This is a genomic window from Sulfitobacter sp. LC.270.F.C4, from assembly GCF_032922545.1.
Lineage (GTDB): Bacteria > Pseudomonadota > Alphaproteobacteria > Rhodobacterales > Rhodobacteraceae > Sulfitobacter > Sulfitobacter profundi.
In genome coordinates this window covers 1,678,215-1,699,834 of record NZ_CP136692.1, presented here as the reverse complement: position 1 = coordinate 1,699,834, position 21,620 = coordinate 1,678,215, and the positions used below count along the sequence as shown (strand labels likewise).

Below are 21,620 nucleotides of genomic sequence, written 5' to 3'. Positions count from 1 at the left end.
GCGGGGGCAAACGCATATCGTGATGAAATCGCGGGGCAGTCGGTTGAGCGCCGGGTGGCGCATCATTCCGTGGGTGCGAGAATTGCAGGACATCAGCCTTTCACCGCGCCTTCTGTCAGACCGCTGACGATCTGGCGTTGGAACACCATCACCAGCAAAAATAGAGGCGCGGTGATCGACACGGCTGCGGCGACAGCTTCGACCTGATCGGTCGTCGTGGTCTCGCGGTTGAAGTAGCCCGCAATGGCCGGCACCATCGTTTGGTTCTGAGCATCGAGCAGCAGCGAGGTCACGAGGAAGTCGTTGTATCCCAGCAAAAAACTGAACAGCCCCGTGGTAATAACGCCCGGCCACATGACCGGCATAATCACCCGGCGAAACGCTTGGAAATGCGAGCATCCATCGACGCGGGCGGCTTCATCCAACTCGGACGGAATGTTCTGGAAAAAACTGCGCAGCATCCAGATGGTGAAGGGTTGGTTGATTGCCACCAGCACCGCGATCACGGCATAGGGCTGCCCGTAAAGGGTGGGTGCCGCATCGCCAAAGATCGGGCGCAGGATTTCCGATGAGTTGATAAAGACCGGCAAGTAGCCCGCGACCAGCACCGAATGCGGCAGGGCCCGAAAGATCAACGCCACGATCAGAAGCCAGAAGGCAAGGTTGGAACCAGAGCGCGCCAATCCATAGCCCGCCAATGTGCCGACGGTCAGAGAGATGGTCACGACACCGGCGGTGACGATGATTGAGTTGATGAAATTGCGGTAGAACTGGTTCTCGACCCAGACCGATTTGTAATGCTGTGTCGTAAGGCCGAGCACAGGCTCACCCAAAGGTCCCGAAATGGCATTCAACCCGCTAAGAAGCCAAGGCAGCAGCCCGAAGAACAGCACGATAAAGGCGACTGCAAAGCCGAGCACGGCGATCACCCAGCCCATCAACACGGTCCCCGGACGGGTGAACCGGGTTACCATCTGCGGCAACTCCCGGAAGGCGAAACGGTAAGCGAACCAGAGTACCACAGCACCTAGACTGAGATCGATCAGGCTCAATCCCTCCCCGGCGGCGCGGGTAGCGGGGCCAAAGATCACGTCTAGCGGCTGCGCGGAGAAGGCATCGACCGGGCTTTTGAAACTCATCACCAAGATCCAAAAGATCGGAAAGGCTGCGATGAGGCACCAGAAGATCAGAAAGCTTGCAGAGCTGACACGCAGCGCGAGGGATTGTTGCATTGCCTTGGGGGTGGACATCTCAGTGGCTCCCTTTGTGGTCGCGCCAAGTGCGCTTGAGCGGCAGGATCAGCAGGGCAATGATCCCCACCATGGTCAGCATCGCCGAGGCCGAGGCCCTCGAGATCGAGCGGTTGCCCGAGTTGTCAGGGGTCAGGAAATCGTAGGTCAGCCATTGCAGTGAAATGACATGGCTCTGGCTTGAGAAGGCGATGATCTCTTCAAAGACACGGTAGCAGTCCATCAGGTGGATCAGCGCGACAAAGACGATAAGCGGCATCAGATGCGGCACGATAACATAGCGCAGACGTTCCCAGCGGTTGGCACCGTCGATAATGGCGCTTTCCAGCGTGTCCTGATTGACGGTCTGCAGCCCGGCATAGAAGATCACAAAGGCAAATGGCGCTACGTGCCAGACCCTGTAGAACATCATCATCAGCTCAATGGTCCAGGCTTGGGCAAACATCGAGATATTGGTGCCAGTCCACCATTCAAGCGCGGCTGTCAGGATACCATCGCCGATAAACAGCCAGCGGATCGACAGCCCGCCGATCACCGGCGTGATGATAAACGGCAGCAATGAGATGAAGATCACGGGCCCGCGGATTTTGCGGACCGCGTTATTGACCGCCAAAGCAATTACCAGACCGACACCTAGCACCAGCGGCAGGGTGATTAAGGTGAAGGTCAGTGTGAAGCGCAGCGCTTTCCAGAAGTCGATGGTCATCAGCTCAGACCAGCTGCCCCGGGAAAGCGCGTCCTTGACCCGGCCCAGTTCCAGCACATTGCGGTAGCTTTCGAGCCCGGTAAAATGACTTTCTGTCGCGACCTTGCCGTCCTCGCCGATCACCGGGGTGGTCTTAACCTCTTTGACGCAGACCGGGTTCGGAAAACCCGGCGTGCAGGTCTCCACCTCGGCGCGCTCAAACACCGGCTGGGTGACATAAAAGCTCTGCGCAAAGACGCTGACCAGCGGCAGGGCGATGAACAAAAACATCATGAACAAAGACGGTCCGACAAACGCTGCAAAGGTCTTGAATTTCATTTGTCCGGCTTTCAGTCAGAGGGTGGCAAGAAGATCGGATCGGGCTTGGCGAGACTTCGTAGGGGCGATGTCCGGCAAAACGCGACGCGAAAGAGATGGAAGCGCCGGGCGGCGCAGAACTGCACCGCCCGGGCATGGGGCGTGATCAGTTGGTGATTAATCCGGCTTCACGGGCGGATACGAGATAGTCTTTCTCAATCTCGGCCAATGTGGTCTCGGCGTCGGTCGCGCCGGTCAGGTAATCCGACACGTTGTTGCCGACGGCCGTGTGCATCAGCCCCATGGCAGAGGTCGATGGGTAGGACTTGGGCGCGGGCGAGGTGTTCAGCGTGTCGATCGCACCTTTGGCAAGGCGGTCAGGCTCATAGCCCGGCACCAACCAGATGGCCGCACCATTGTTTGCTTTGACCATCTCTGGCGACAAACCCGCGACAATCAACTTGAAGGCTGCTTCGGCTTCTTCGTCGGAGATATTCTTGGCGATGACCATACCGTCCCACCAGATTGTTGTCGCAGGCGCGCCGCCCTCCATCGCCGTGGGGGCTGCGGCGGTATCTACCAGGCCAACGACCTGGCTTTCCCCCTCGTCTTCAGCGGCCCCTGCCCGGCTGGCCCAAAGATTCGCCATAGCGATTTTGCCCTGCTGGAACTGCTGCTGAACATAAGTCGGGTCAGAAACAAGATATTCGGGATCAAGGTAACCGGTGATCGCTTTGAGTGTTTCCAGCGTTTTTACACCCGCTTCGTTGTTGATGGTCGGCAGGTTCTCGGCATCAACAAACTCGCCGCCGTAGCCGTAGAACATGTTGTTGAAATCCTGCGCGAGGTTCCAGCCGGACATCATCGTCGCGCCTAGCGGGTGGTCCACCACGCCGGCTTCTTTGATTTTTTCAGCAGCGGCCAACACTTCGTCATAAGTCGTTGGCACTTCGATGCCGAGGTCTTCGAGCACGTCGCGGCGGTACACAAGGTGCTGCGTGTTGACCATCATGGCAATCGCCATGATCTTGCCGTCAACGCGGATCAACTGGTTGGGGGTCAGGTCTTGCCCGTATTTCTCGACCAGATCATCGAGCGGGCGGATCGTACCTTCGTTGAGCAAGGGCGTGACTGTGCCATTCGACACCCCACCAATGTGGTAAAGCGACGGAGAGGCCGCGAAGGCTGCGGGCTGTTTGGTGCGGAACTCTTGATCAAGCTCGGCTTCGAAATTGCCGCATTCAGACATCTGGTCCGTTACGGCCTTCCAAGCCTCAAAACCAGCAGACAACATGCTGATTTTGGTGCCGTTTTCAAAACTACATTCGGCTGTGGCAGCCGTGGCGGCGATGGTCAGCGCGCCGGCGGCGACTATTGATTTCAGATACATTGGTTTTCTCCCGTTGATGAAATGCACCTTTGCGGCGCTTGTCTTGTTCTTGGGCTATGGCCGGTTCAGGCGCCCGCCAGTTTCATGGTCAAACAAATGGCAAATCGCGGCAGGGACGTTAAAGGCCACCGGGTCGCCGATCTGGGCCCGCAATTCCTTGTGTGCCTTGATCGAAACCAATTGACCTCCGGCCCGCACCGTCAGCATTGTGGCGTCCCCAAGCAATTCTATCGTGTAGAGCGGTGCCGCGATTTCCCCAGCAGGCGTCTCGGACACTGTTGCATCCTCGGCCCGAAAACCTAGTATCACCGGCCCGTTCGGCGCGTTCAGCCCTGAAACGGTAACGTTCTTGCCGGTAAAGGTGCCGTTCAGGATTTCCCCATCGAGTAGGTTCATTGCTGGCGAGCCGATAAAGCTCGCGACAAAGGTATTGGCCGGGTTGTCGTATATTTCGGTCGGCGTGCCGACCTGCTGCACCACCCCAGCCTTCATCACCACCACACGGTCGGCCAAAGTCATGGCTTCGATCTGGTCGTGGGTCACATAGACCGTAGTAACTTGCAGCTCGTGGCTAAGATTTTTGATCTGAGCACGCGTCGACACGCGAAGTTTGGCGTCGAGGTTCGACAGGGGCTCATCCATCAAAAACACCGAGGGCTTGCGCACGATTGCCCGTGCCAGAGCAACCCGCTGACGCTGACCGCCTGACAATTCGGCGGGTTTGCGGTGAAGGAAGTCAGTCAGCTCGACCATCTCCGCCGCTTTGCGCACCCGCTCGTCATGTGTTGCCGGATCCGCTTTGCGCACCTTGAGCGGAAAGCGGATGTTCTCATAGACGTTGAGGTGCGGGTAAAGCCCGTAGGACTGGAACACCATCGCCACATCGCGGTCTTTCGGGTCCAGATCGTTGACCATGCGGTCTCCGATATGGATCTCTCCTTCCGTCGCCTCTTCGAGCCCTGCGATCATGCGCATGGTGGTGGTCTTGCCGCAGCCGGATGGCCCGAGAAGCACGAGAAACTCGCGATCCGCGATGGTCAGGTCAAAGTTGTCGACCCCGACAAAACTGCCCCATCGCTTTGAGATATTCTTCAGTTGGATCTCTGCCACGGTCCCTCCTCGGATGCCGCTGTGCGACAAATCTTGCATTGGTATGCAGTAGGGTAGACTTGCCGCATTTCGTTTGGCAACATATTTTTGCAAACGTATGCAAGAATTTCAGTGCGCAGTTTCGCGCCTCTGTGAGTGAGTAGAAGAAATGTCAGATATTACAGGGGCAAAGGGCATTGTCCGCGCCTTCCACACCGCATTAGACAGCGCGCCGCTCGATGGAATCACCCAAGCCCTGAGCGACCACTGCAGCAGCAACTATCGCTGGCGCGGTTATCACCCGTTCAACGAACTCACCGGCCCAGCACAGGTCGCTGACACTTTTTGGCGCCCCTTGCGGCGGTCACTCACGCATATGCAAAGGCGCGAAGACATCTTTTTTGCGGGGGTGAATAGCCTTGCCGAGGACAGCTCTGTTTGGGTGGTCTCAATGGGGCATCTGATGGGGCTCTTCGATGAGCCCTGGCTTGAAATCGTGCCAACTCGGAAGATTACCAGCCTACGATACTGCGAATTTTCGCGCGTAGATCAGGGCCAAATTATCGAAAGTGCTATGTATTTCGACATTCCCCATTTGATGATTTAAGCGGGGCTTGCGCCCTTCCCCGGTCAAACCGGTGCGCATCTTGTCCAACCAGGGCCACAGCCACATAACGGCTTGTTGCTCGACCCACAGAACCCGGATGAAGGCCGGCGAACATTGGACCTTATTAACAGAATGATCAGCGATCTGGGTCAGTGGAACTCAGGCCTCTCATTGCGGGATGAACTGGCGCAAACTTGGGCAGAAGATATGCTTTGGTGGGGCCCAGCGGGGATCGGCGCGACGTACACGATAGACCGTTATATGGAGCAGCACTCTGCGCCGTTCCGGGCAGGCTTTGCGGAACGGTCCAAAACGCAACACGTCTGCCGACTTGCCGAAGGCCACTTTGGCGGTTTCTTTGGGTGGCCCAACTTTACCGCCCGCCCCACGGGCGGGTTCATGGGGTATCCCGGCGGCAGTGAAGCAGGCGAGTTTCGCGTGATAGACATCTATCGTCGCGACCACGACAAACTCGCCGAGAATTGGGTCTTCATAGATCTGCCGCATTTCTGGAAAAGCCAAGGGTACGATATTCTTGGGTCGGCTTTGGGTATGGCACCATCGCGGCAGTAGAACAGTTGCAGTGAAAGGCTGCTCCCGTCCGCATCGCGCTAGCTAGTCACACTGAAGCAGGTGATGTTTCACCGCCATAACTTAGACGCGCAGCAATCGGACCAGCGTGGAGATCGCGAGAGGGCCTCACCTTACGTGCTCCATGGTCTACGCAAACTCGCTATTGTCGAGCTTGCCGAAGCCGGAGCGTGCGATGCTGAGATTCAGGCGGTCACAAGTCAAAGCGCTGAGATGGTCGCATACTATTGGAAGGGCGCCAGCAGGAAATAGCTAAGTCGCGCGGCCCAAGAGTGACGTGGATGACCAACTCCGGAACAGCCGAGTGTGAGTCACGCCATCGGAACCTAAAAACACACACCATAAAAAAACAAAACACCTGATTTTCCTTAAGAAAATCAGGTGTTTGTATATTGGTACCCAAGGCCGGACTCGAACCGGCACGCCTCGCGGCGGGGGATTTTGAATCCCCTGCGTCTACCATTCCGCCACTTGGGCACGTGGGGCGATGTAGCCTGCAAAAGCGCGTGGGGCAAGTGGATTTTCACCCTGTTTCTGCACAGCGTTGCGCTTGACCTTGGTCGCGCGACATGGTGAGGCATATAAAACAGCCGGAGCCCCCTAAATGATCCGCCGCCTTTATGACTGGACCCTGGGCTTGGCCCAACATCGCCATGCCCTCTGGGCGCTTGCCGTTGTCGCTTTTGTCGAAAGTTCTTTCTTTCCAATTCCGCCTGATATCCTGATGATTCCGATGATCATCGCGCGGCCCAACCGCGCGTGGCTGATCGCCGGGGTGGCGCTGCTGGCCTCCGTTCTGGGCGGGCTTTTGGGCTATGCCATTGGCGGGCTGGCCTTTGAGAGCCTTGGTCAGCCGATCCTTGCGAGTTTGGGCAAGTCCGACGCGATGGCAGAATTTTCCACCCGCTTCAACGACATGGGCTTTTGGGCGGTGCTGGTCGCCGGGGTAACCCCCTTCCCGTACAAAGTCATCACGATCATGTCGGGCTGGACCGGGATGCCGCTGGGCACTTTTATCATGACCTCGATCCTTGCCCGTGGGCTCCGGTTCTTCGTGGTGGCGGGGCTGCTGTGGCGCTTTGGCGCACCGATCCGAGATTTCATTGAACGGCGCTTGGGTTTGATGTTCACATTGGCCGTCGCCCTGCTGATTGGCGGGTTCATGGTGGTAAAGGTTCTATGACAGGTAAGACTTTGACTTCACTGGCAACACTCGGCTCAGCCGCGCTGTTGCTGGGTGCTTTTGGTTTCCAGCATCTGGGCGGCTACGCGCCTTGCCAGATGTGCCTTTGGCAGCGGTGGCCCCATGCGGCGGCAGTGCTGATTGGGGCGATCGTGCTCTTTGGCGGTCCGCGCGTGCTGGCGTGGCTGGGGGCCTTGGCGGCGGCGGTGACGGCGCTGATCGGCGTTTATCACGCAGGCGTCGAATGGGGCTGGTGGCCGGGGCCGAGCTCCTGCACCGGCGGTGGCATGGACTTGGGCAGCCTTGACGGCGGGTCGCTTCTCTCCACCGAAGGCCCGAGCGGTCTAGTCATGTGCGATGAGATCGTCTGGCAATTTCTGGGCCTGTCGATGGCGGGATGGAACGCGATTTTCTCCTTCGTCTTGGTCGGTCTTTGGGTCGCGGCGGCGCGCAAAGCGGCCTAGCCAGCAAAAAAATGACAAACTGGAAGCTCTTTCTTTCAGTTTGTTAAAAACGCCCCCGAAACGGTCAGTTTGACGGCTTGTCGTTAGACAGATGCGCGGATTATCTGAGTTCAAACAGCTCAGGAGTCCCCCATGTCGAACCCACAAAACTGTATCTTGCTGGGCGTCCCGCTGGATAGCGGCAAGCGCCGTCGCGGCTGCCTGATGGGGCCGGATGCCTATCGCACTGCGGGGCTCGAACGTGCCCTGCGCGATCTTGGCCACAGCGTCACCGATCGCGGCAATGTCGCCCCTGCGCCCTTCCAAGCGAAAGAGCACGAGAAACTGCACGCGCTGGAAGAGACCATCGCATGGACAGAGAGCCTCGCCGCTGCCGCCGATGCGGCGATGGACGACGGCTTGCCGATCTTCATGGGCGGCGACCACGCGCTGGCGCTTGGCACTGTTTTGGGCGCAATGCGCCATGCCGAAAAGGCAGGCCGCCCGCTTTTCGTGCTCTGGCTTGACGCGCATACGGATTTCCACACGCCGCAGACCAGCGACAGCGGCAACCTGCACGGCACGCCCTTGGGCTATGTCACCGGGCGCGAGGGGTTCGACGGCTTTCCAAAGATCGACACGCCCCTGCCCCATGACAATATCGCCATGATCGGGCTGCGCTCTGTCGACGCCCTCGAACGCGCGGCCTTGCAGGAGACTACCGTGACTTACGTCGACATGCGCGAGATCGACGAGAGCGGCATTGCCAAACCCTTACAGCGCTTCCTTGATAAGGTCGAAGCGGCGGGCGGCATGCTGCATGTTTCGCTGGATGTGGATTTCCTCGACCCGTCCGTGGCCCCTGCGGTGGGCACCACCGTGCCGGGCGGCGCCACGGTGCGCGAAGGCCATCTGGTGATGGAGATGCTTTCCGACAGCGGCTTGATGACCTCGCTCGATCTGGTTGAGCTGAACCCCTTCCTCGATGAGCGGGGCCGCACCGCGCAACTGATGGTGGACCTCACCGCCTCGGCCTTTGGCCGCCGCGTGTTCGACCGCCCCACCCGTGCCTATTGATAGAAAGACCTGAATATGACCAATCTGAACCCCTCCGACAAGGCACTGGTGCCCTTCGTTTCTGTCGATCAGATGATGAAACTGATCCACCATATCGGCGTCGAGGACATGCTGCGCGGGCTGGCCGACTATATCGAAGCCGACTTCAAACGCTGGGAGCTTTTCGACAAGACCCCCCGCGTGGCGAGCCATTCTGAGAAGGGCGTGATCGAACTGATGCCCACCTCGGACGGCGATGTTTACGGCTTCAAATACGTCAACGGTCACCCCGACAACACCAAGGACGGCTTTCAGACCGTGACCGCCTTTGGCCTGCTGGCCAATGTGGCCAACGGCTACCCGGTGTTGCTGACCGAGATGACGATCCTGACGGCCCTGCGCACGGCGGCGACTTCTGCCGTGGTGGCCCGGTTGCTGGCGCCCAAGGGGAGCCATGTCATGGCGATGATCGGCAATGGCGCGCAGTCCGAGTTTCAGAGCCTTGCGATGAAGGCGATCTGCGGCGTGGATGAGGTGCGGCTCTACGATATCGACCGCGCGGCGACCGCCAAATGCGCACGCAATCTGGCGGGCCATGGCATCAAGGTGGTGGAATGCGACACCGCCGAAGAGGCGATTATGGGCGCGCAGATCATCACCACCTGCACCGCGGACAAGCAATATGCCACAATCCTGACCGACAATATGGTCGGCTCTGGCGTGCACATCAACGCGATCGGCGGCGACTGTCCGGGTAAGACGGAACTCGCGCCCGCGATCCTGCACCGTTCGGGCATCTTCGTGGAATTCCCCGAGCAGACCCGCATCGAGGGTGAGATCCAGCAGCTTGAGGCCGACCACCCGGTGACCGAGATCTGGCAGGTGCTGACCGGTCAGGCCGAAGGCCGCCGCGATGCGCAGCAGATCACGCTGTTCGACTCCGTGGGCTTCGCGATCGAGGATTTCTCGGCCCTGCGCTATGTCCGTGATCAAATCGCCGAGACGGGGCTGTTCCAACCGCTTGATCTGCTGGCCGACCCGGACGACCCGCGCGACCTTTTCGGGATGCTGCAACGGGCAGGCTGACCAATTGGGCCACCGGCTAAGCTCGGTGGCCTTTACGCTTTGGTAACGTCATGGGCGTAGAGCCAATCAAACGCGCCCAGCATCGCGCCGGGCGCGATTTTGGAGGCGACGCGCAGCCCGGTATGGGCCGCAAACCGGATCGGGCCAGGCCGCAAGTGATAGCGTGCCGCGTTGCCTTCCGAGGTTTTGACAATGCGCCGCGCGCGGTCGATGCGGGCGGCTTGATAAGCGCCAAGCGCGGCCTCGCGGGGCTGGCGAGTCAGGCAGTCGGCCAAGACCCAAGCATCCTCTAGCGCCATATTTGCGCCCTGCGCCAGAAAGGGCAGCGTTGGATGGGCCGCATCGCCCAACAGCGCCACGCCTTCTGCCTGCCAATTGGCGGCGACGGGATGGTAATGCAGCCCCCAGAGGGTCACCTCCTGCAACGCGCCCAGCATCTGCCCCGCCTCTCCGCCGAAACCTGCGAAGGCTTGGCGTAGATTGGCGGGATCGTCATGGTGATGCCAGCCTTCGGCGGCCCAATCGGCGCGCTCTTCCACGGCGACGAGGTTGACCAATCGCCCCTCGCGCAGCGGATAGCTGACCAGATGCCGCCCCGGCCCCATGGTAACCCGCGCCTCTGGGCCGTGGCCTATGTCGTTGGGGATCAGCCCACGCCATGCCACCTGCCCCGAGAACCGCGCCTTATCCGCCCCGTTTAACTGCACCCGCCCGACCGAGTGGATGCCATCGGCGGCCACGACCAACTCCGCCCGCCGCCGTCCGCCACGGGCCATCTGCACCTGCGGCAAGGCACCGGGATGGATCGAGGCGACCTGCGCGTCGGTCTCGAAACTCACGTTGGCGCGCTGCGCGGCCTCCCGCAGCAGATCAATCAGGTCGGCACGGTGGAGGAAATAATAACGCTGATCATTGGCCAAGCGGGTCAGATCAAGCCGGGCCACCTGCGCGCCTTTCGCGTAGTCGCAAAGGCGCACCGCCTGCCCCCGCACGGCACCGCGGGCCTTCAGCCCATGTTCCAACCCAAGCGCGCGCAGCACGGCAAGGCCGTTGGGGCTGATCTGTAGCCCCGCGCCGATCTCGGAAAACCGCGCGGCCTGTTCAAGCAGGGTCACGGCCACGCCCTTGCGGGCCAGTGCCGTGGCCAAGGCCAGCCCGCCGATCCCGCCGCCCACGACAATTGCATTGGAAGGTTTCATTCACGCCCCAGATCGTAGGCAAGCTGGTAGACCCCAGCTCACAAGCTCCGGATCGTGCTGGCCCCGCGCCCAAATCACAAACGCCGAAGCATGAGCCTCGGCGTGTGATGTTTCAGGTGATGTCAGTCGTCGCGGTGGACTTTCTCGCGCCGCTCGTGACGCTCTTGCGCCTCCAGCGTCATCGTGGCGATGGGCCGTGCGTCCAGCCGCTTGAGCGAGATCGGATCGCCGGTGACCATGCAGTAACCGAACTCTCCCTCGTCGATCCGCCGCAGCGCCGCGTCGATCTTGCCGACCAATTTGCGGGCCCGGTCACGGGTCCGCAGTTCCAGCGCGCGGTCGGTCTCTTCCGAGGCGCGGTCGGTCACATCCGGAATGTTCCGGGTGCCGTCTTGCAGTGCTTCGATGGTGTCACGGCTGCCTGCCAACAGTTCCGATTTCCAGTGGATCAGCTTGCGACGAAAGTACTCAAGCTGACGGTCATTCATGAATGGTTCGTCCTCGGCCGGACGATAATCGTCCGGCAGGAAAACTTCCTGCTTCATTTGTTTTTCCCCGGCGGTTTTCAACTCAGACATTAAAAAGGCCTGTCTCCCGACATCTTCCCTGCCGCAGCGTCTATCTGAGCGGGTTACAATTGTCACTACACAATCCCTTTGATTTTTGGTTAAAGGCCAAGGATCAAGCGCCCGTCACACGAGGTTGAAAACAAGATGAAATTTCAAGGCACCAAAGACTACGTCGCCACCGATGACCTGAAAATTGCCGTCAATGCAGCGGTTACCTTGGAGCGGCCGCTTCTTGTAAAAGGCGAACCGGGCACCGGCAAAACCGAATTGGCGCGGCAGGTCAGCGATGCCTTGGGTTTGCGCATGATCGAATGGAACATCAAATCGACCACACGCGCGCAACAGGGGCTTTACGAATACGACGCCGTGAACCGCCTGCGCGACAGCCAATTGGGCGATGAGCGCGTGCATGACGTCAAGAACTACATCCGCAAGGGCAAGCTTTGGCAGGCGTTTGATGCCGATGAAAAGGTCGTGCTGCTGATCGACGAGATCGACAAAGCCGATATCGAATTCCCCAACGACCTGTTGCAGGAACTCGATAAGATGGAGTTCTTTGTCTATGAGACGGGCGAGACGATCCGGGCGCGCCAACGCCCCATCGTCATCATCACCTCCAACAATGAAAAAGAACTGCCCGACGCTTTCCTGCGCCGCTGTTTCTTTCACTACATCCGTTTTCCAGAGATGGAGACGCTCAAGCAAATCGTCGAAGTGCACCATCCGGGCATCAAACAGCAACTGCTGACCACGGCGCTAACGCAGTTCTACGAGATCCGCGAACAGCAGGGGCTAAAGAAAAAACCCTCGACCTCCGAAGTGCTGGACTGGCTGAAACTGCTGCTGGCCGAGGATATGGGCGCCGAGGATCTGGCCAAGGATGGCCCCAACGCCCTGCCGAAACTGCATGGCGCACTGCTGAAAAACGAGCAGGATGTGCATCTGTTCGAGCGGCTGGCCTTTATGGCGCGCCGCCAGCGGTAGAGCGGCAACACCCATGCGACTTTACGTCAAAAGCGGGTATTTTCCTCGCTTTTGAATTTTCGCCTGCCTAGGCTGAGGTCAATCACGGGCACCAAGACCCGGGTTTAAACGACCGATGGGGCAGGCAAATGCAAGGACAGACAGCGGCAGCGCCATGCGCAGTTTGCGATAGATCACAGCGGAATAGGCCGCGCAAAGGCCCAAGCGCATGAGGCGCGGGGTGAAGGCGCGGCTGATCCTGCCGCTGATGATGTTGCTGAACGCCTGCGTGCCGGCCTCCCATTCCGAGGTGGCAACCCGCGCGGTGATCGCCGACAGCACTCTGCCCCCGATGAAGCAGTTCGCCCAAGCCCGCCCCACGGCGCCGCATGTGTCAAATGCTGCCTTGGCCGAAGATTTCCTTGATCTGTCCTTCCGCATGGAAAGTGGCCGTGCCCTGCCCGTATTGACCCGTTTTGAGGGGCCGATCACCCTGCGCGTTCTAGGTCAGCCACCCGCGACCTTGGGGCCGGACCTTGCACGGCTGCTCGCCCGTTTGCGCAGCGAAGCCGGGATTGAACTGCGTGAGGTCACGGGCGGAGAGGCAAGCATCACCATTCAAGCGGTGAACCGCAGCCAGATCCGGCGGCTCTTGCCGCAGGCGGCCTGTTTCGTGGTGCCGAATGTCAGCACACTTGAAGAGTACCGCCGCACGAGGCGCTCCGCCGCCACCGATTGGACCCGCCTGACCGAGCGGCGCAAACTGGCGATTTTCCTGCCCAATGACGTAAGCCCGCAAGAAAGCCGCGACTGCCTGCATGAGGAACTGGCCCAAGCCCTTGGGCCCTTGAACGATCTCTACCGTTTGCCGGATTCGGTCTTTAACGACGACAACGTGCATACGGTGCTGACCGGTTTCGACATGTTGGTGCTGCGCATCTACTATGACCCGGCGCTGCGCTCTGGCATGCGCCGCGAAGAGGTGGCCGCACGTCTGCCAGGCATTTTGGCGCGGTTGAACCCCGGCGGTGGCACCGTTGTCCCCCGCCCTGCGCGCGCCACGCCGCAGGTCTGGAGCCACGCCATCCAGACGGCCCTTGGCCGCGAGGTCAGCCGCAACGCGCGCATGTCTGCGGCCCAAGACGCCCTGCGCATCGCCCAAGCGCAGGGTTGGCAGGACAACCGCCACGCCTTCTCGCATTACGCCATGGGACGCGTGACGCAGATGACCGATCCAGCCGCCGCGCAAGCGCATTACCAAACGGCCGACGCCCTCTATGCCCGCACCCCCGGCACCAGGCTGCACCGCGCCTATGTCGCCACGCAGCGGGCGGGCTATGCGGTGACCATTGGCGATGGCGCAGGCGCGCTCGCCCTAATTGAGCCGCATCTGCCCATTGCAGAAGCCAGCGAAAATGCCGCCCTTCTTGCCACGCTTTTGCTGCTCAAAGCCGAAGCGCTAGAGATCGAAGGCCGCGGCACCCAAGCGCGCCGCGTCAGGCTGGACAGCATCGGCTGGGCGCGATACGGCTTTGGCCCTGACTGGGCCGTGCGGGCCAAGCTGCGCGAGATCGCGTCCCTGAACCCGCGCAATGGATAGGCCCGCAAAATAGACGGGCAATAGGTTATGATAGCACTCGGATTGGCATTGATCGGCGCGGTAATCGGCGGGCTGACGGCCCGCAAACGTGGCGGCAACCGCAAAGACATCGCGCAATATGCAACGGGCTACGGCTTTGCCTTCCTGATCGTCGGCATGATCGCCACGGTTCTTTTGGACCGCGCGCTGAGCCTCTGATGTTTCTGCCGTTCTTCGATCAGCTCCGCCGCCACGGTGTTCCGGTCTCGCTGCGCGAGTTTCTGGCCTTTCTTGAAGGCATGAAGGCGGGGCTGGCCACCTATGACGTTGAGGCGTTTTACTACCTCGCCCGCGTGTCGATGGTCAAAGACGAGCGCAACATCGACAAGTTCGACCGCGCCTTTGCAGCGGCCTTTAAGGGGCTGGAGAACATCAGCCTTGATGACGTGCTCGACGCCGTGGACCTGCCCGAAGACTGGCTGCGCAAGATGGCCGAAAAGCATCTTACGCCCGAAGAAAAGGCCGAGATCGAAGCCGCGGGCGGTTTCGACAAGCTGATGGAGACCCTGAAAAAGCGGCTAGAAGAGCAAAAGGGCCGGCATCAGGGCGGATCGAAATGGGTCGGCACGGCGGGCACCTCGCCTTTTGGCGCATACGGCTACAACCCCGAAGGCGTGCGGATCGGCCAAAAGGAAAGCCGCCACCAACGCGCGGTCAAGGTCTGGGACAAGCGCGAGTTCCGCAACCTCGATGACAACGTCGAGATCGGCACCCGCAACATCAAACTGGCGCTAAAGCGTCTGCGTCGCTGGGCACGCGACGGGGCGGCGGAAGAGTTCGACCTGAACGGCACCATCCGCGCCACGGCAGAGCATGGCTATCTGGATGTGAAAACCCGGCCAGAGCGGCGCAATGCCGTGAAAGTGCTTCTGTTTCTCGACATCGGCGGCTCCATGGATCCGCATGTGAAGGTCGTCGAAGAACTGTTCAGCGCCGCACGGGGCGAGTTCAAACATCTTGAGCATTTCTACTTCCACAACTGCCTATACGAAGGCGTCTGGCGCGACAACCGCCGCCGCTGGGACGCGCAGATCCACACCCATGAGGTACTGCGCAGCTATGGGTCTGACTACAAGTGCATCTTCGTGGGCGACGCCTCCATGTCGCCCTATGAAATCGCCTATCCCGGCGGCGCGAATGAGCATTGGAACGCGGAGGCCGGTGCCACATGGCTCGCCCGTGCGCGGGATCAATGGCCCAACCACCTGTGGATCAACCCGGTGCCGGAACGTCAGTGGGGCTACACCCAGTCGATCGCGATGATCCAAGAGATTTTCGGCCCCGAGGCCATGGTGCCGATGACCCTCGAAGGGCTGAGCCGGGGCATCAAGACCATGACGCGATCTTGAACGCTCGGCCTTGAAACCTTTCCGCCCTGCGCCAGTTGAGGGGACGAACGCAAGCTCAGTGAAAGGATATTCCAATGGCTTCGATCGTGAAAACCGGCAGCGCAAAATGGGAAGGCTCGCTCAAAGAGGGCAAGGGCCATGTCTCAACCCAAAGCGGTGTGCTGTCTGAACAGCCCTATGGCTTCAACACCCGTTTCGAAGGCAAGGAAGGCACCAACCCAGAAGAGCTGATCGGTGCTGCCCACGCGTCTTGTTTCTCCATGGCGCTGTCGATGATCCTTGGGCAAAGCGACCTGACGCCCGACAGCATCGAGACAAAGGCAGAAGTGCATCTGGAAGAAAAAGACGGCGGCTTCCACGTGCCCAAAGTGCATCTGACGGTCGAGGCCAGCATCCCCGGCGCGAGCCAAGAGGACTTCGACAAAGCCGCGAAGACCGCCAAAGAGAACTGCCCGATCTCCAAGCTGCTGACCGCCGAGATCACGATGGACGCAAAACTCGTCTGATCGCATGACATGGAACCGGGGGCGCGGCCTTGTGCCGCTTGCCCCCGGCCCTCGGCGCGCCCATATTGCGGGCATGATCCGCTTTCTCCCCATCCTGCTGGCCATCCTTTACGCGCTGGCCATGTATCGTTTTTCCGCTTGGCGCACGGCGCGCGAGTTGGACGCGAAATCGACCCCCTTGGTGGACCCCAAACTCAACGACATGAGCGCAAAGATGGCCAAGGCGTTGGACCTGCCGCGCATCAAGGTGCATCTTTATGAGATCGAACCGGTCAACGGGCTGGCAGCCCCCGATGGGCGCATTTTCATCACCCGCGGGTTTTACAACAAGTTTCGCCAAGGTGCTGTAACGGCTGAGGAATTGGCGAGCGTCATCGCGCATGAGTTGGGCCATGTGGCGCTTGGCCATTCGCGGCGGCGGATGATTGATTTCTCGGGCCAAAACGCCCTGCGCACGGCGCTGGCGATGGTGCTTGGGCGGATCATTCCCGGGATCGGTGTGCTGATCGCAAACGGGCTGACCAGCCTGCTGGCTGCCCGCCTCTCACGCGGGGATGAGTATGAGGCAGACGCCTATGCAGCCGCCCTGCTGACCAAAGCGGGCATCGGCATCGGCCCACAGATTTCCCTGTTCGAGAAGTTGGACGCGCTGAGCCAAAACGGCGCTGGACGCCCGCCCGCGTGGCTGCTGAGCCACCCCAAGACCGAGGAACGTGTCGCCGAGCTGCGCAAGCTGCAACTGCGGTGGGAGGGCTAGGCCAGAGCCTTTGCCAGCCGCGGCAGCCGTGCCTTTTTCAGCAGAGCGCGCATCTCCCATTGCTCGCCCGACAGCCGCCGCGCCTCTTGCAAGACGGCGTCGGCCACGGGGGCGACCAATTCCGGTGTCGCTTGCCAAATCCCATGCAGGTAGCTGTCAGGATCGGCCCGGCTCAACCCCTCTTCGGCAAGGATTTGGCGCGGGAAATCCTTGGCGTTCAGCGTCAGAATCATGTCGGCGCTGCTGGCCACGGCGACGGCCAGAACGTGAATGTCATTCGCATCCGGCAACCAAAGCCGCGCCTGTAGGCTGGGGGAGGCCGCGCGTTCGGCCCCCGGCCAGTTGCCGCGCAGCAGTGCGATCTCGGCCCGCGCTTGTGCTTCGCCCGTGGGCCCAAGCTTGATCGCCGCGCGGGCCCATTCTTCTAAGATACGCGCCGACCAGACCGGCTCGAACGCGCCCCTTGCTGCCACACCCAACACCATTTCGCGCATCACCGTGGGGTAGAGCACGCAGGTGTCGATCAGCACGCGGGGGCGCGTTTCCATCACAGGCGGAAGAACAGCGACTTGAGGTAGCCGCTTTCCGCAAGCTGCGGCAGTTGCGGGTGGTCCGCCCCGGCAAAGCCGGTGTGCAGCAGCATGGCACGGCGTCCGGCCCGACCGATGCCGCGCACGGAAGCGGTGCGGAATTGGTTCAGATCAGCGGCGTGGGAACAGGAACAAAGACCCAGAATACCATTCTCTGCCACCAGCTGCGCCGAGAGCCGTGCGACACGCTCATAGGCACGCAGCCCCGCGTCGACCGCTTGGCGCGAGGGGGCAAAGGCGGGCGGGTCGCAGATCACCACGTCAAAGGTCTCGCCCTCATCGCGCAGGGCGGTGAGCACGTCGAAGGCATCGCCTTGGCGGGTGGCGAAACGGTCTTGCATGTTCATCGCGGCGGCTCCGGCCTCGGCCAGTTCCAGGGCGGGGGCGGAGCCGTCGACGGCCAATGCTGATGACGCGCCATTCGCCAGAGCGGCGAGGGAGAAGCCGCCGACATGGGCAAAGACATCGAGCACCCGTGCCCCATTGCGCGCGAGATTGGCGGCAAAGGCATGGTTGGGGCGTTGGTCGTAGAACAGACCGGTTTTCTGCCCGCCGGTAAGGTCGGCCATATAGGTCGCGCCATTCATCGGCACGGGCAGCGGGCCTTCGGGGGTCTCCCCCACCAACGTGGACGAAGCATCGTCGAGCCCTTCAAGCTTGCGCGTCCGGCCAGAGGCGTTTTTCAACACGTTGGTCACGCCGGTCACCGATTGCAAAGCGGCCACCAGCGGTGTCAGCAGCGCATCGGCCCAAGCGGCGTTGGGCTGGATCACGCAGGTATCGCCAAAGCGGTCAATGATGACGCCCGGCAGGCCATCGGCCTCGGCGTGGATCAGACGGTAATAGGGCTGATCGTAAAGCTGGCTGCGCAGGGCAAGGGCGCGATTGAGGCGTGCCTCGAACCATGCTTGATCCACCTGCGCCTCGGCGTCTTGGTCGATCATCCGGGCGATGATCTTGGAATTCGGATTGACCGCGACCAGCCCCATGGGCTTGCGGTCAGCATCTTCCAGCAGCGCCAGCGTGCCGGGGGCAAGCCCCCGCGTGCGGCGGTCGGTGACCAGTTCATTGGCATAGACCCAAGGAAAGCCGTGGCGGATGGCGCGGGCATTGGCCTTGGGCAAAAGGCGCACCACGGGAAGCGTGGCAGGCTGCGGGGCGGAGGGGGTTTGGGGCGTTGTCATAGCGCCCCTCGTACTGCGTTCGCGCGGCTGGGGAAAGAGGTTTCGCAGGCCCAGATCGGCGTTCAGTTGCGCGCCCTCCCCCGCCAACCGCCCCTGCGGCGCGGGGTGGTGAGCGTCGTCTGCCCCTCGCGCAGCACTTGGGTCATCGGGTGACCCGCGGCGGCCGCACCGTAGCGTTCCAGCAAACGGGTGATGGCGACCGCGTTGTCGTGGCCTTCCGGCAAGCTCAAAGCCCAGTCGAGAAAGATGCTGCGGCATTCGGCGGGGCCGATCCCCTCCATCCGGTAGGATTCGCGGATCAAACCCTTTGGGTCATCTGGATCGCTCATGCCCCCTCCTGCCCCGGCTCGGGCAGCGCCGCGTCGATGATCTGAGCCGCAGTGCCGTAATCGCCCTGCATCTTGGCCTCCAATGCTGCAAGATCGTCACAAGCTAACACACGACAGAGAAAGCTCGCCCCCGCCTGCCCCATTGTCCGCGCATCAATAGGATTGGCCGACAGCAGACGCGCGGCGCAATTCAGGGTCCATGCGTTGGTATAGGCCGAGGAAAGCGCGGCTTCCGCCTGCCCATCAATCACGTTTTCGCCGCGCGCGGCGGCAAGGCCCGCGTCGATCTCACGCGCCCCGGTGCCGCCGATAAGCGCGCCTGCCTGCGCGAACAGTTCGATATCCTGCAAGCGGCCCGCGCCCGTCTTGGCGTCGAGCGGCCCTGCAGGGCTGCGGGCGGCGGCGATGCGCTGGCGCATCTTCGCGACCTCGCCCAGAACCTTGTCGCGCGGGGCGGCGCGGCTGAGGATTTCAGCCCGAAGCGCTTCGACATCGCGGCCCAGATCCTCTGCCCCCGCGATCACCCGTGCGCGGGTAAGGGCCAGATGCTCCCAGACCCAAGCCTGCTCTTTCTGGTAGCTCTCAAAGCTGGCGAGGCTGGTGGCCACTGGCCCCTGATTGCCCGAGGGCCGCAGGCGCATGTCGATGTCGTAAAGCTTGCCTTGGGCCATCGGCGCGGTCATCGCGGTGATCATCGCTTGGGTCAGCCGGGCATAATAGCTGCGCGTGGCGAGGGGTTTGGGGCCGTCGGAACTGTCCACCCCATCGGCATCATAAATCACCAGCATATCGAGGTCGGAGGTCGGCGTTAGCCGCCCAGCCCCAAGCGAGCCCATGCCAAGGATCACCGCCCCGCGCCCCGGCGGCGGGCCATGCCGGGTGGCGAATTGATCGACGACCACGGGCCAGAGCGCCTGCAAGACCGCTTGGGCCAACTCGGCATATTGGCGCCCGGCGGTGGCCGCGTCGATCAGCCCGCGCAGCAGATGCACGCCGATCCGAAAATGCCATTCGCGCGCCCAACGGCGGGTGCCATCAAGGCGCAACTCGTAATCGGCCTCTGCCGCGAGATGCTGTTGCAACATCTCGGTCAGCTTGGTCTGCCCCGGCCAGTCCGAAAAGAAATCCCCCCCGATCACCGCATCGAAGACGCCAGAGTTGCGCGACAGATGCGCGGCCAGCGCAGGCGATGTGGCGACGATATCCACCAAAAGATCGCCCAGTTGCGGATTGGCCCGCAGGAGCGAGAAAAGCTGCACCCCGGCGGGCAGGCCAGCGAGGAAACCGTCAAAGGCCAAAAGCCCTTCGTCCGGTTTGGCAGATTGCGCCAAACGGTCCAGCAGCAGCGGCTGTAGCCGCCCGAAAATATCCGCCCCCCGTTCCGAGCGCAGCGCGGGATAGCTGGGCCAACGGTCAAGCACCGAGGTGTCGAATTGATGCGCCGGGCGGGCGGCTTCGGGCTCCTCCCGCGTGGCGGCGAAAAAGCTTTCGATCAGGTCGTGCACGGCTTGAAGTCGGTTGTGAAGATCGGCCTGCAAGTCATTGACATCCATATCCATCATGGCGGCCAGACGTTCAAAATCGGCATCATTGCGGGGCAGCGTGTGGGTCTGCGCGTCCTGCACCATTTGCAAGCGGTGCTCTACCGTGCGGTGTGCGCGGTAGTGATCGCCGAGCGTTTCGGCGACCTCTTTGGGCACCCAGTTCTTCTCGGCCAGCACCTGCAACCCTGCCAGCGTCCCACGGGGCCGCAACTCCGCATCGCGCCCCCCGGCGATGAGCTGTCGGGTCTGGGTGAAAAACTCGATCTCACGGATGCCGCCCCGGCCCAATTTCATATCATGCCCCGGCAGAGTGATCGGCCCGCCCAAGCCCTTGTGCTCGCGAATGGCAAGCCGCATGTCGTGCGCATCTTGGATGGCGGCGAAATCCAGATGGCGGCGCCAGACGAAGGGGCGCAATGATTGTAAGAACGCTTCCCCTGCGGCGATATCACCGACCGCCGGACGGGCCTTAATATAGGCCGCGCGCTCCCATGTGCGGCCTAGGCTTTCGTAGTAGCGCTCGGCTGCCTCCATCGCGATGCAAACGGGGGTGACCGCCGGGTCAGGACGCAGGCGCAGATCGGTGCGAAAGACGTAGCCCTGCGCGGTAATGTCGTTCAACGTGCCCGACATCGCCCGCGTCGCCTTGACGAAGGCGCTGCGGGCGGCGTGGAAATCATCAGGCGCGAAGCGGCTTTCGTCAAAGACGCAAATGAGGTCGATGTCTGAGGAATAATTCAGTTCCCGCGCGCCCATTTTACCCATGGCAAAGACAACCATGCCTGCGCAGTCGGCCAGATCGTCCATCGTCATGCCCGGCAGTTTGCCGCGTTTGATCTGTGCCGCCAGCCCCGCACGCAGGGCCGCCCCGCAAGCGGCATCGGCGTAATCGGTCAGCGCGCCGGTCACCTCTTCCAGCGACCATGCCCCGCCCAGATCGGCCAGCGCGGTCAGAAGCGCCATGCGCCGTTTGCCCTGCCGCAGCCCATCGGCCAGCCGGTCGGGCGCAAATGCTGCCGCCGCGGCGCAATTGGCGGCCAGAGCGGCCTCGGGGTTTTCCACGGCCTCGCCAAGCCAAGCCGCTTCCTTTTCCAACAGCGCCATTAGATAGGGCGCGGTAGAGGCGGCGGCCGAGATCATCTCGCGCAGGTCCGGCGCAAGATCGGGTAAGAGCGCCGCCGCATCCTGCGCGCGTTCGCGGTGATAGATGCGGGGAGAGCGGGTGATCCGGGCGGCAAGCGATGGGTCTGTCATGGGGCCAGCTTTGCGGGCTGATCCAAGCGGCGTCAATGG

General features: G+C 61.5%; 20 protein-coding genes, 1 tRNA gene and 1 pseudogene. 11 read left to right on the top strand and 11 right to left on the bottom strand.

The annotated features are described in order from the left end of the window. Nucleotides 1-92 precede the first annotated feature (92 nt). From R1T45_RS12190 to R1T45_RS12175, 4 genes are all read right to left on the bottom strand, one after another. On the bottom strand, nt 93-1,250 hold the full coding sequence (locus tag R1T45_RS12190) for a carbohydrate ABC transporter permease (RefSeq protein ID WP_317390976.1): 1,158 nt from the start codon (nt 1,248-1,250) through the stop codon (nt 93-95). A gap of 1 nt (nt 1,251) precedes the next feature. Continuing rightward, the gene (locus R1T45_RS12185; RefSeq protein WP_317390974.1) at nt 1,252-2,274 is read right to left on the bottom strand and encodes a sugar ABC transporter permease; all 1,023 of its coding nucleotides are present in this window, start codon (nt 2,272-2,274) and stop codon (nt 1,252-1,254) included. Nucleotides 2,275-2,419: 145 nt separating this feature from the next. Beyond that, a complete protein-coding gene (locus R1T45_RS12180) occupies nt 2,420-3,643 on the bottom strand; it encodes an ABC transporter substrate-binding protein (protein WP_317390972.1) in 1,224 nt (407 codons plus the stop codon). Nucleotides 3,644-3,697: 54 nt separating this feature from the next. After that, nucleotides 3,698-4,753, bottom strand: coding sequence for an ABC transporter ATP-binding protein (locus R1T45_RS12175; RefSeq protein ID WP_132443251.1), 1,056 nt, complete (start codon nt 4,751-4,753; stop codon nt 3,698-3,700). Between the two features lie 148 nt (nt 4,754-4,901). On the opposite strand from R1T45_RS12175, the pseudogene R1T45_RS12170 reads away from it, so the two are divergent. After that, nucleotides 4,902-5,912 (top strand): annotated as a pseudogene (locus tag R1T45_RS12170) (nuclear transport factor 2 family protein). A 411-nt stretch (nt 5,913-6,323) separates the two neighbouring features. Here the strand turns inward: R1T45_RS12170 and R1T45_RS12165 are convergent. Next, a tRNA-Leu gene (locus tag R1T45_RS12165) sits at nt 6,324-6,407 on the bottom strand. 127 nt (nt 6,408-6,534) lie between these two features. Between R1T45_RS12165 and R1T45_RS12160 the strand changes: the two genes are divergently transcribed. The 4 genes from R1T45_RS12160 (at nt 6,535) to R1T45_RS12145 (ending at nt 9,698) form a co-directional block, all read left to right on the top strand. Further along, nucleotides 6,535-7,113 carry a YqaA family protein gene (locus tag R1T45_RS12160; protein WP_067941874.1) on the top strand — a complete coding sequence of 193 codons (579 nt, stop codon included), beginning with the start codon at nt 6,535-6,537 and terminating at the stop codon, nt 7,111-7,113. Then, the gene (locus R1T45_RS12155) at nt 7,110-7,577 is read left to right on the top strand and encodes a disulfide bond formation protein B (RefSeq protein WP_132444561.1); all 468 of its coding nucleotides are present in this window, start codon (nt 7,110-7,112) and stop codon (nt 7,575-7,577) included. Before R1T45_RS12160 ends, R1T45_RS12155 begins: the two co-directional genes overlap by 4 nt. Nucleotides 7,578-7,709: 132 nt before the next feature. Next, entirely contained in the window at nt 7,710-8,633 is a 924-nt protein-coding gene (gene rocF / locus R1T45_RS12150; RefSeq protein ID WP_132444560.1) for an arginase, read from the top strand. A gap of 15 nt (nt 8,634-8,648) precedes the next feature. Next, on the top strand, nt 8,649-9,698 hold the full coding sequence (locus tag R1T45_RS12145; protein WP_317390968.1) for an ornithine cyclodeaminase: 1,050 nt from the start codon (nt 8,649-8,651) through the stop codon (nt 9,696-9,698). A 32-nt stretch (nt 9,699-9,730) separates the two neighbouring features. Here R1T45_RS12145 and R1T45_RS12140 read toward each other — a convergent pair whose 3' ends face one another. Together R1T45_RS12140 and dksA are read right to left on the bottom strand one after the other, a co-directional pair. Further along, entirely contained in the window at nt 9,731-10,897 is a 1,167-nt protein-coding gene (locus R1T45_RS12140) for an FAD-dependent monooxygenase (RefSeq protein ID WP_317390967.1), read from the bottom strand. 122 nt (nt 10,898-11,019) lie between these two features. Next, a complete protein-coding gene (dksA, locus tag R1T45_RS12135; RefSeq protein ID WP_067941887.1) occupies nt 11,020-11,442 on the bottom strand; it encodes an RNA polymerase-binding protein DksA in 423 nt (140 codons plus the stop codon). Between the two features lie 168 nt (nt 11,443-11,610). On the opposite strand from dksA, the gene R1T45_RS12130 reads away from it, so the two are divergent. The 6 genes from R1T45_RS12130 to R1T45_RS12105 all read left to right on the top strand — a co-directional run bounded on the left by R1T45_RS12130 (nt 11,611) and on the right by R1T45_RS12105 (nt 16,680). Next, the gene (locus R1T45_RS12130) at nt 11,611-12,450 is read left to right on the top strand and encodes a MoxR family ATPase (RefSeq protein ID WP_317390966.1); all 840 of its coding nucleotides are present in this window, start codon (nt 11,611-11,613) and stop codon (nt 12,448-12,450) included. Nucleotides 12,451-12,658: 208 nt separating this feature from the next. Next, nucleotides 12,659-14,029 carry a DUF2927 domain-containing protein gene (locus tag R1T45_RS12125; protein ID WP_317390964.1) on the top strand — a complete coding sequence of 457 codons (1,371 nt, stop codon included), beginning with the start codon at nt 12,659-12,661 and terminating at the stop codon, nt 14,027-14,029. A 27-nt stretch (nt 14,030-14,056) separates the two neighbouring features. Continuing rightward, nucleotides 14,057-14,227, top strand: a complete 171-nt coding sequence (locus tag R1T45_RS12120; protein WP_067630337.1) for an apolipoprotein acyltransferase — start codon at nt 14,057-14,059, stop codon at nt 14,225-14,227. After that, nucleotides 14,227-15,417: a VWA domain-containing protein gene (locus tag R1T45_RS12115; protein WP_317390962.1), complete on the top strand. Its 1,191-nt coding sequence runs from the start codon at nt 14,227-14,229 to the stop codon at nt 15,415-15,417. Before R1T45_RS12120 ends, R1T45_RS12115 begins: the two co-directional genes overlap by 1 nt. Nucleotides 15,418-15,491: 74 nt before the next feature. Then, on the top strand, nt 15,492-15,923 hold the full coding sequence (locus tag R1T45_RS12110; RefSeq protein WP_317390960.1) for an OsmC family protein: 432 nt from the start codon (nt 15,492-15,494) through the stop codon (nt 15,921-15,923). 73 nt (nt 15,924-15,996) lie between these two features. Continuing rightward, nucleotides 15,997-16,680 (top strand): M48 family metalloprotease, encoded by a 684-nt coding sequence (locus tag R1T45_RS12105; RefSeq protein ID WP_209218094.1) that lies wholly within the window; start codon nt 15,997-15,999, stop codon nt 16,678-16,680. Here the strand turns inward: R1T45_RS12105 and R1T45_RS12100 are convergent. The 4 genes from R1T45_RS12100 to R1T45_RS12085 all read right to left on the bottom strand — a co-directional run bounded on the left by R1T45_RS12100 (nt 16,677) and on the right by R1T45_RS12085 (nt 21,581). After that, nucleotides 16,677-17,228: an RSP_2648 family PIN domain-containing protein gene (locus tag R1T45_RS12100; protein WP_120351272.1), complete on the bottom strand. Its 552-nt coding sequence runs from the start codon at nt 17,226-17,228 to the stop codon at nt 16,677-16,679. The two genes, R1T45_RS12105 and R1T45_RS12100, sit on opposite strands and share 4 nt — an antisense overlap. Next, nucleotides 17,228-18,454, bottom strand: coding sequence for an RSP_2647 family RNA methyltransferase (locus R1T45_RS12095; protein WP_317390958.1), 1,227 nt, complete (start codon nt 18,452-18,454; stop codon nt 17,228-17,230). The genes R1T45_RS12100 and R1T45_RS12095 overlap by 1 nt, the downstream gene beginning before the upstream one ends. Nucleotides 18,455-18,516: 62 nt before the next feature. Further along, entirely contained in the window at nt 18,517-18,783 is a 267-nt protein-coding gene (locus R1T45_RS12090) for a hypothetical protein (RefSeq protein WP_067630323.1), read from the bottom strand. Beyond that, nucleotides 18,780-21,581, bottom strand: a complete 2,802-nt coding sequence (locus R1T45_RS12085) for a glutamine-synthetase adenylyltransferase (RefSeq protein WP_317390956.1) — start codon at nt 21,579-21,581, stop codon at nt 18,780-18,782. The genes R1T45_RS12090 and R1T45_RS12085 overlap by 4 nt, the downstream gene beginning before the upstream one ends. Nucleotides 21,582-21,620: the final 39 nt, after the last annotated feature.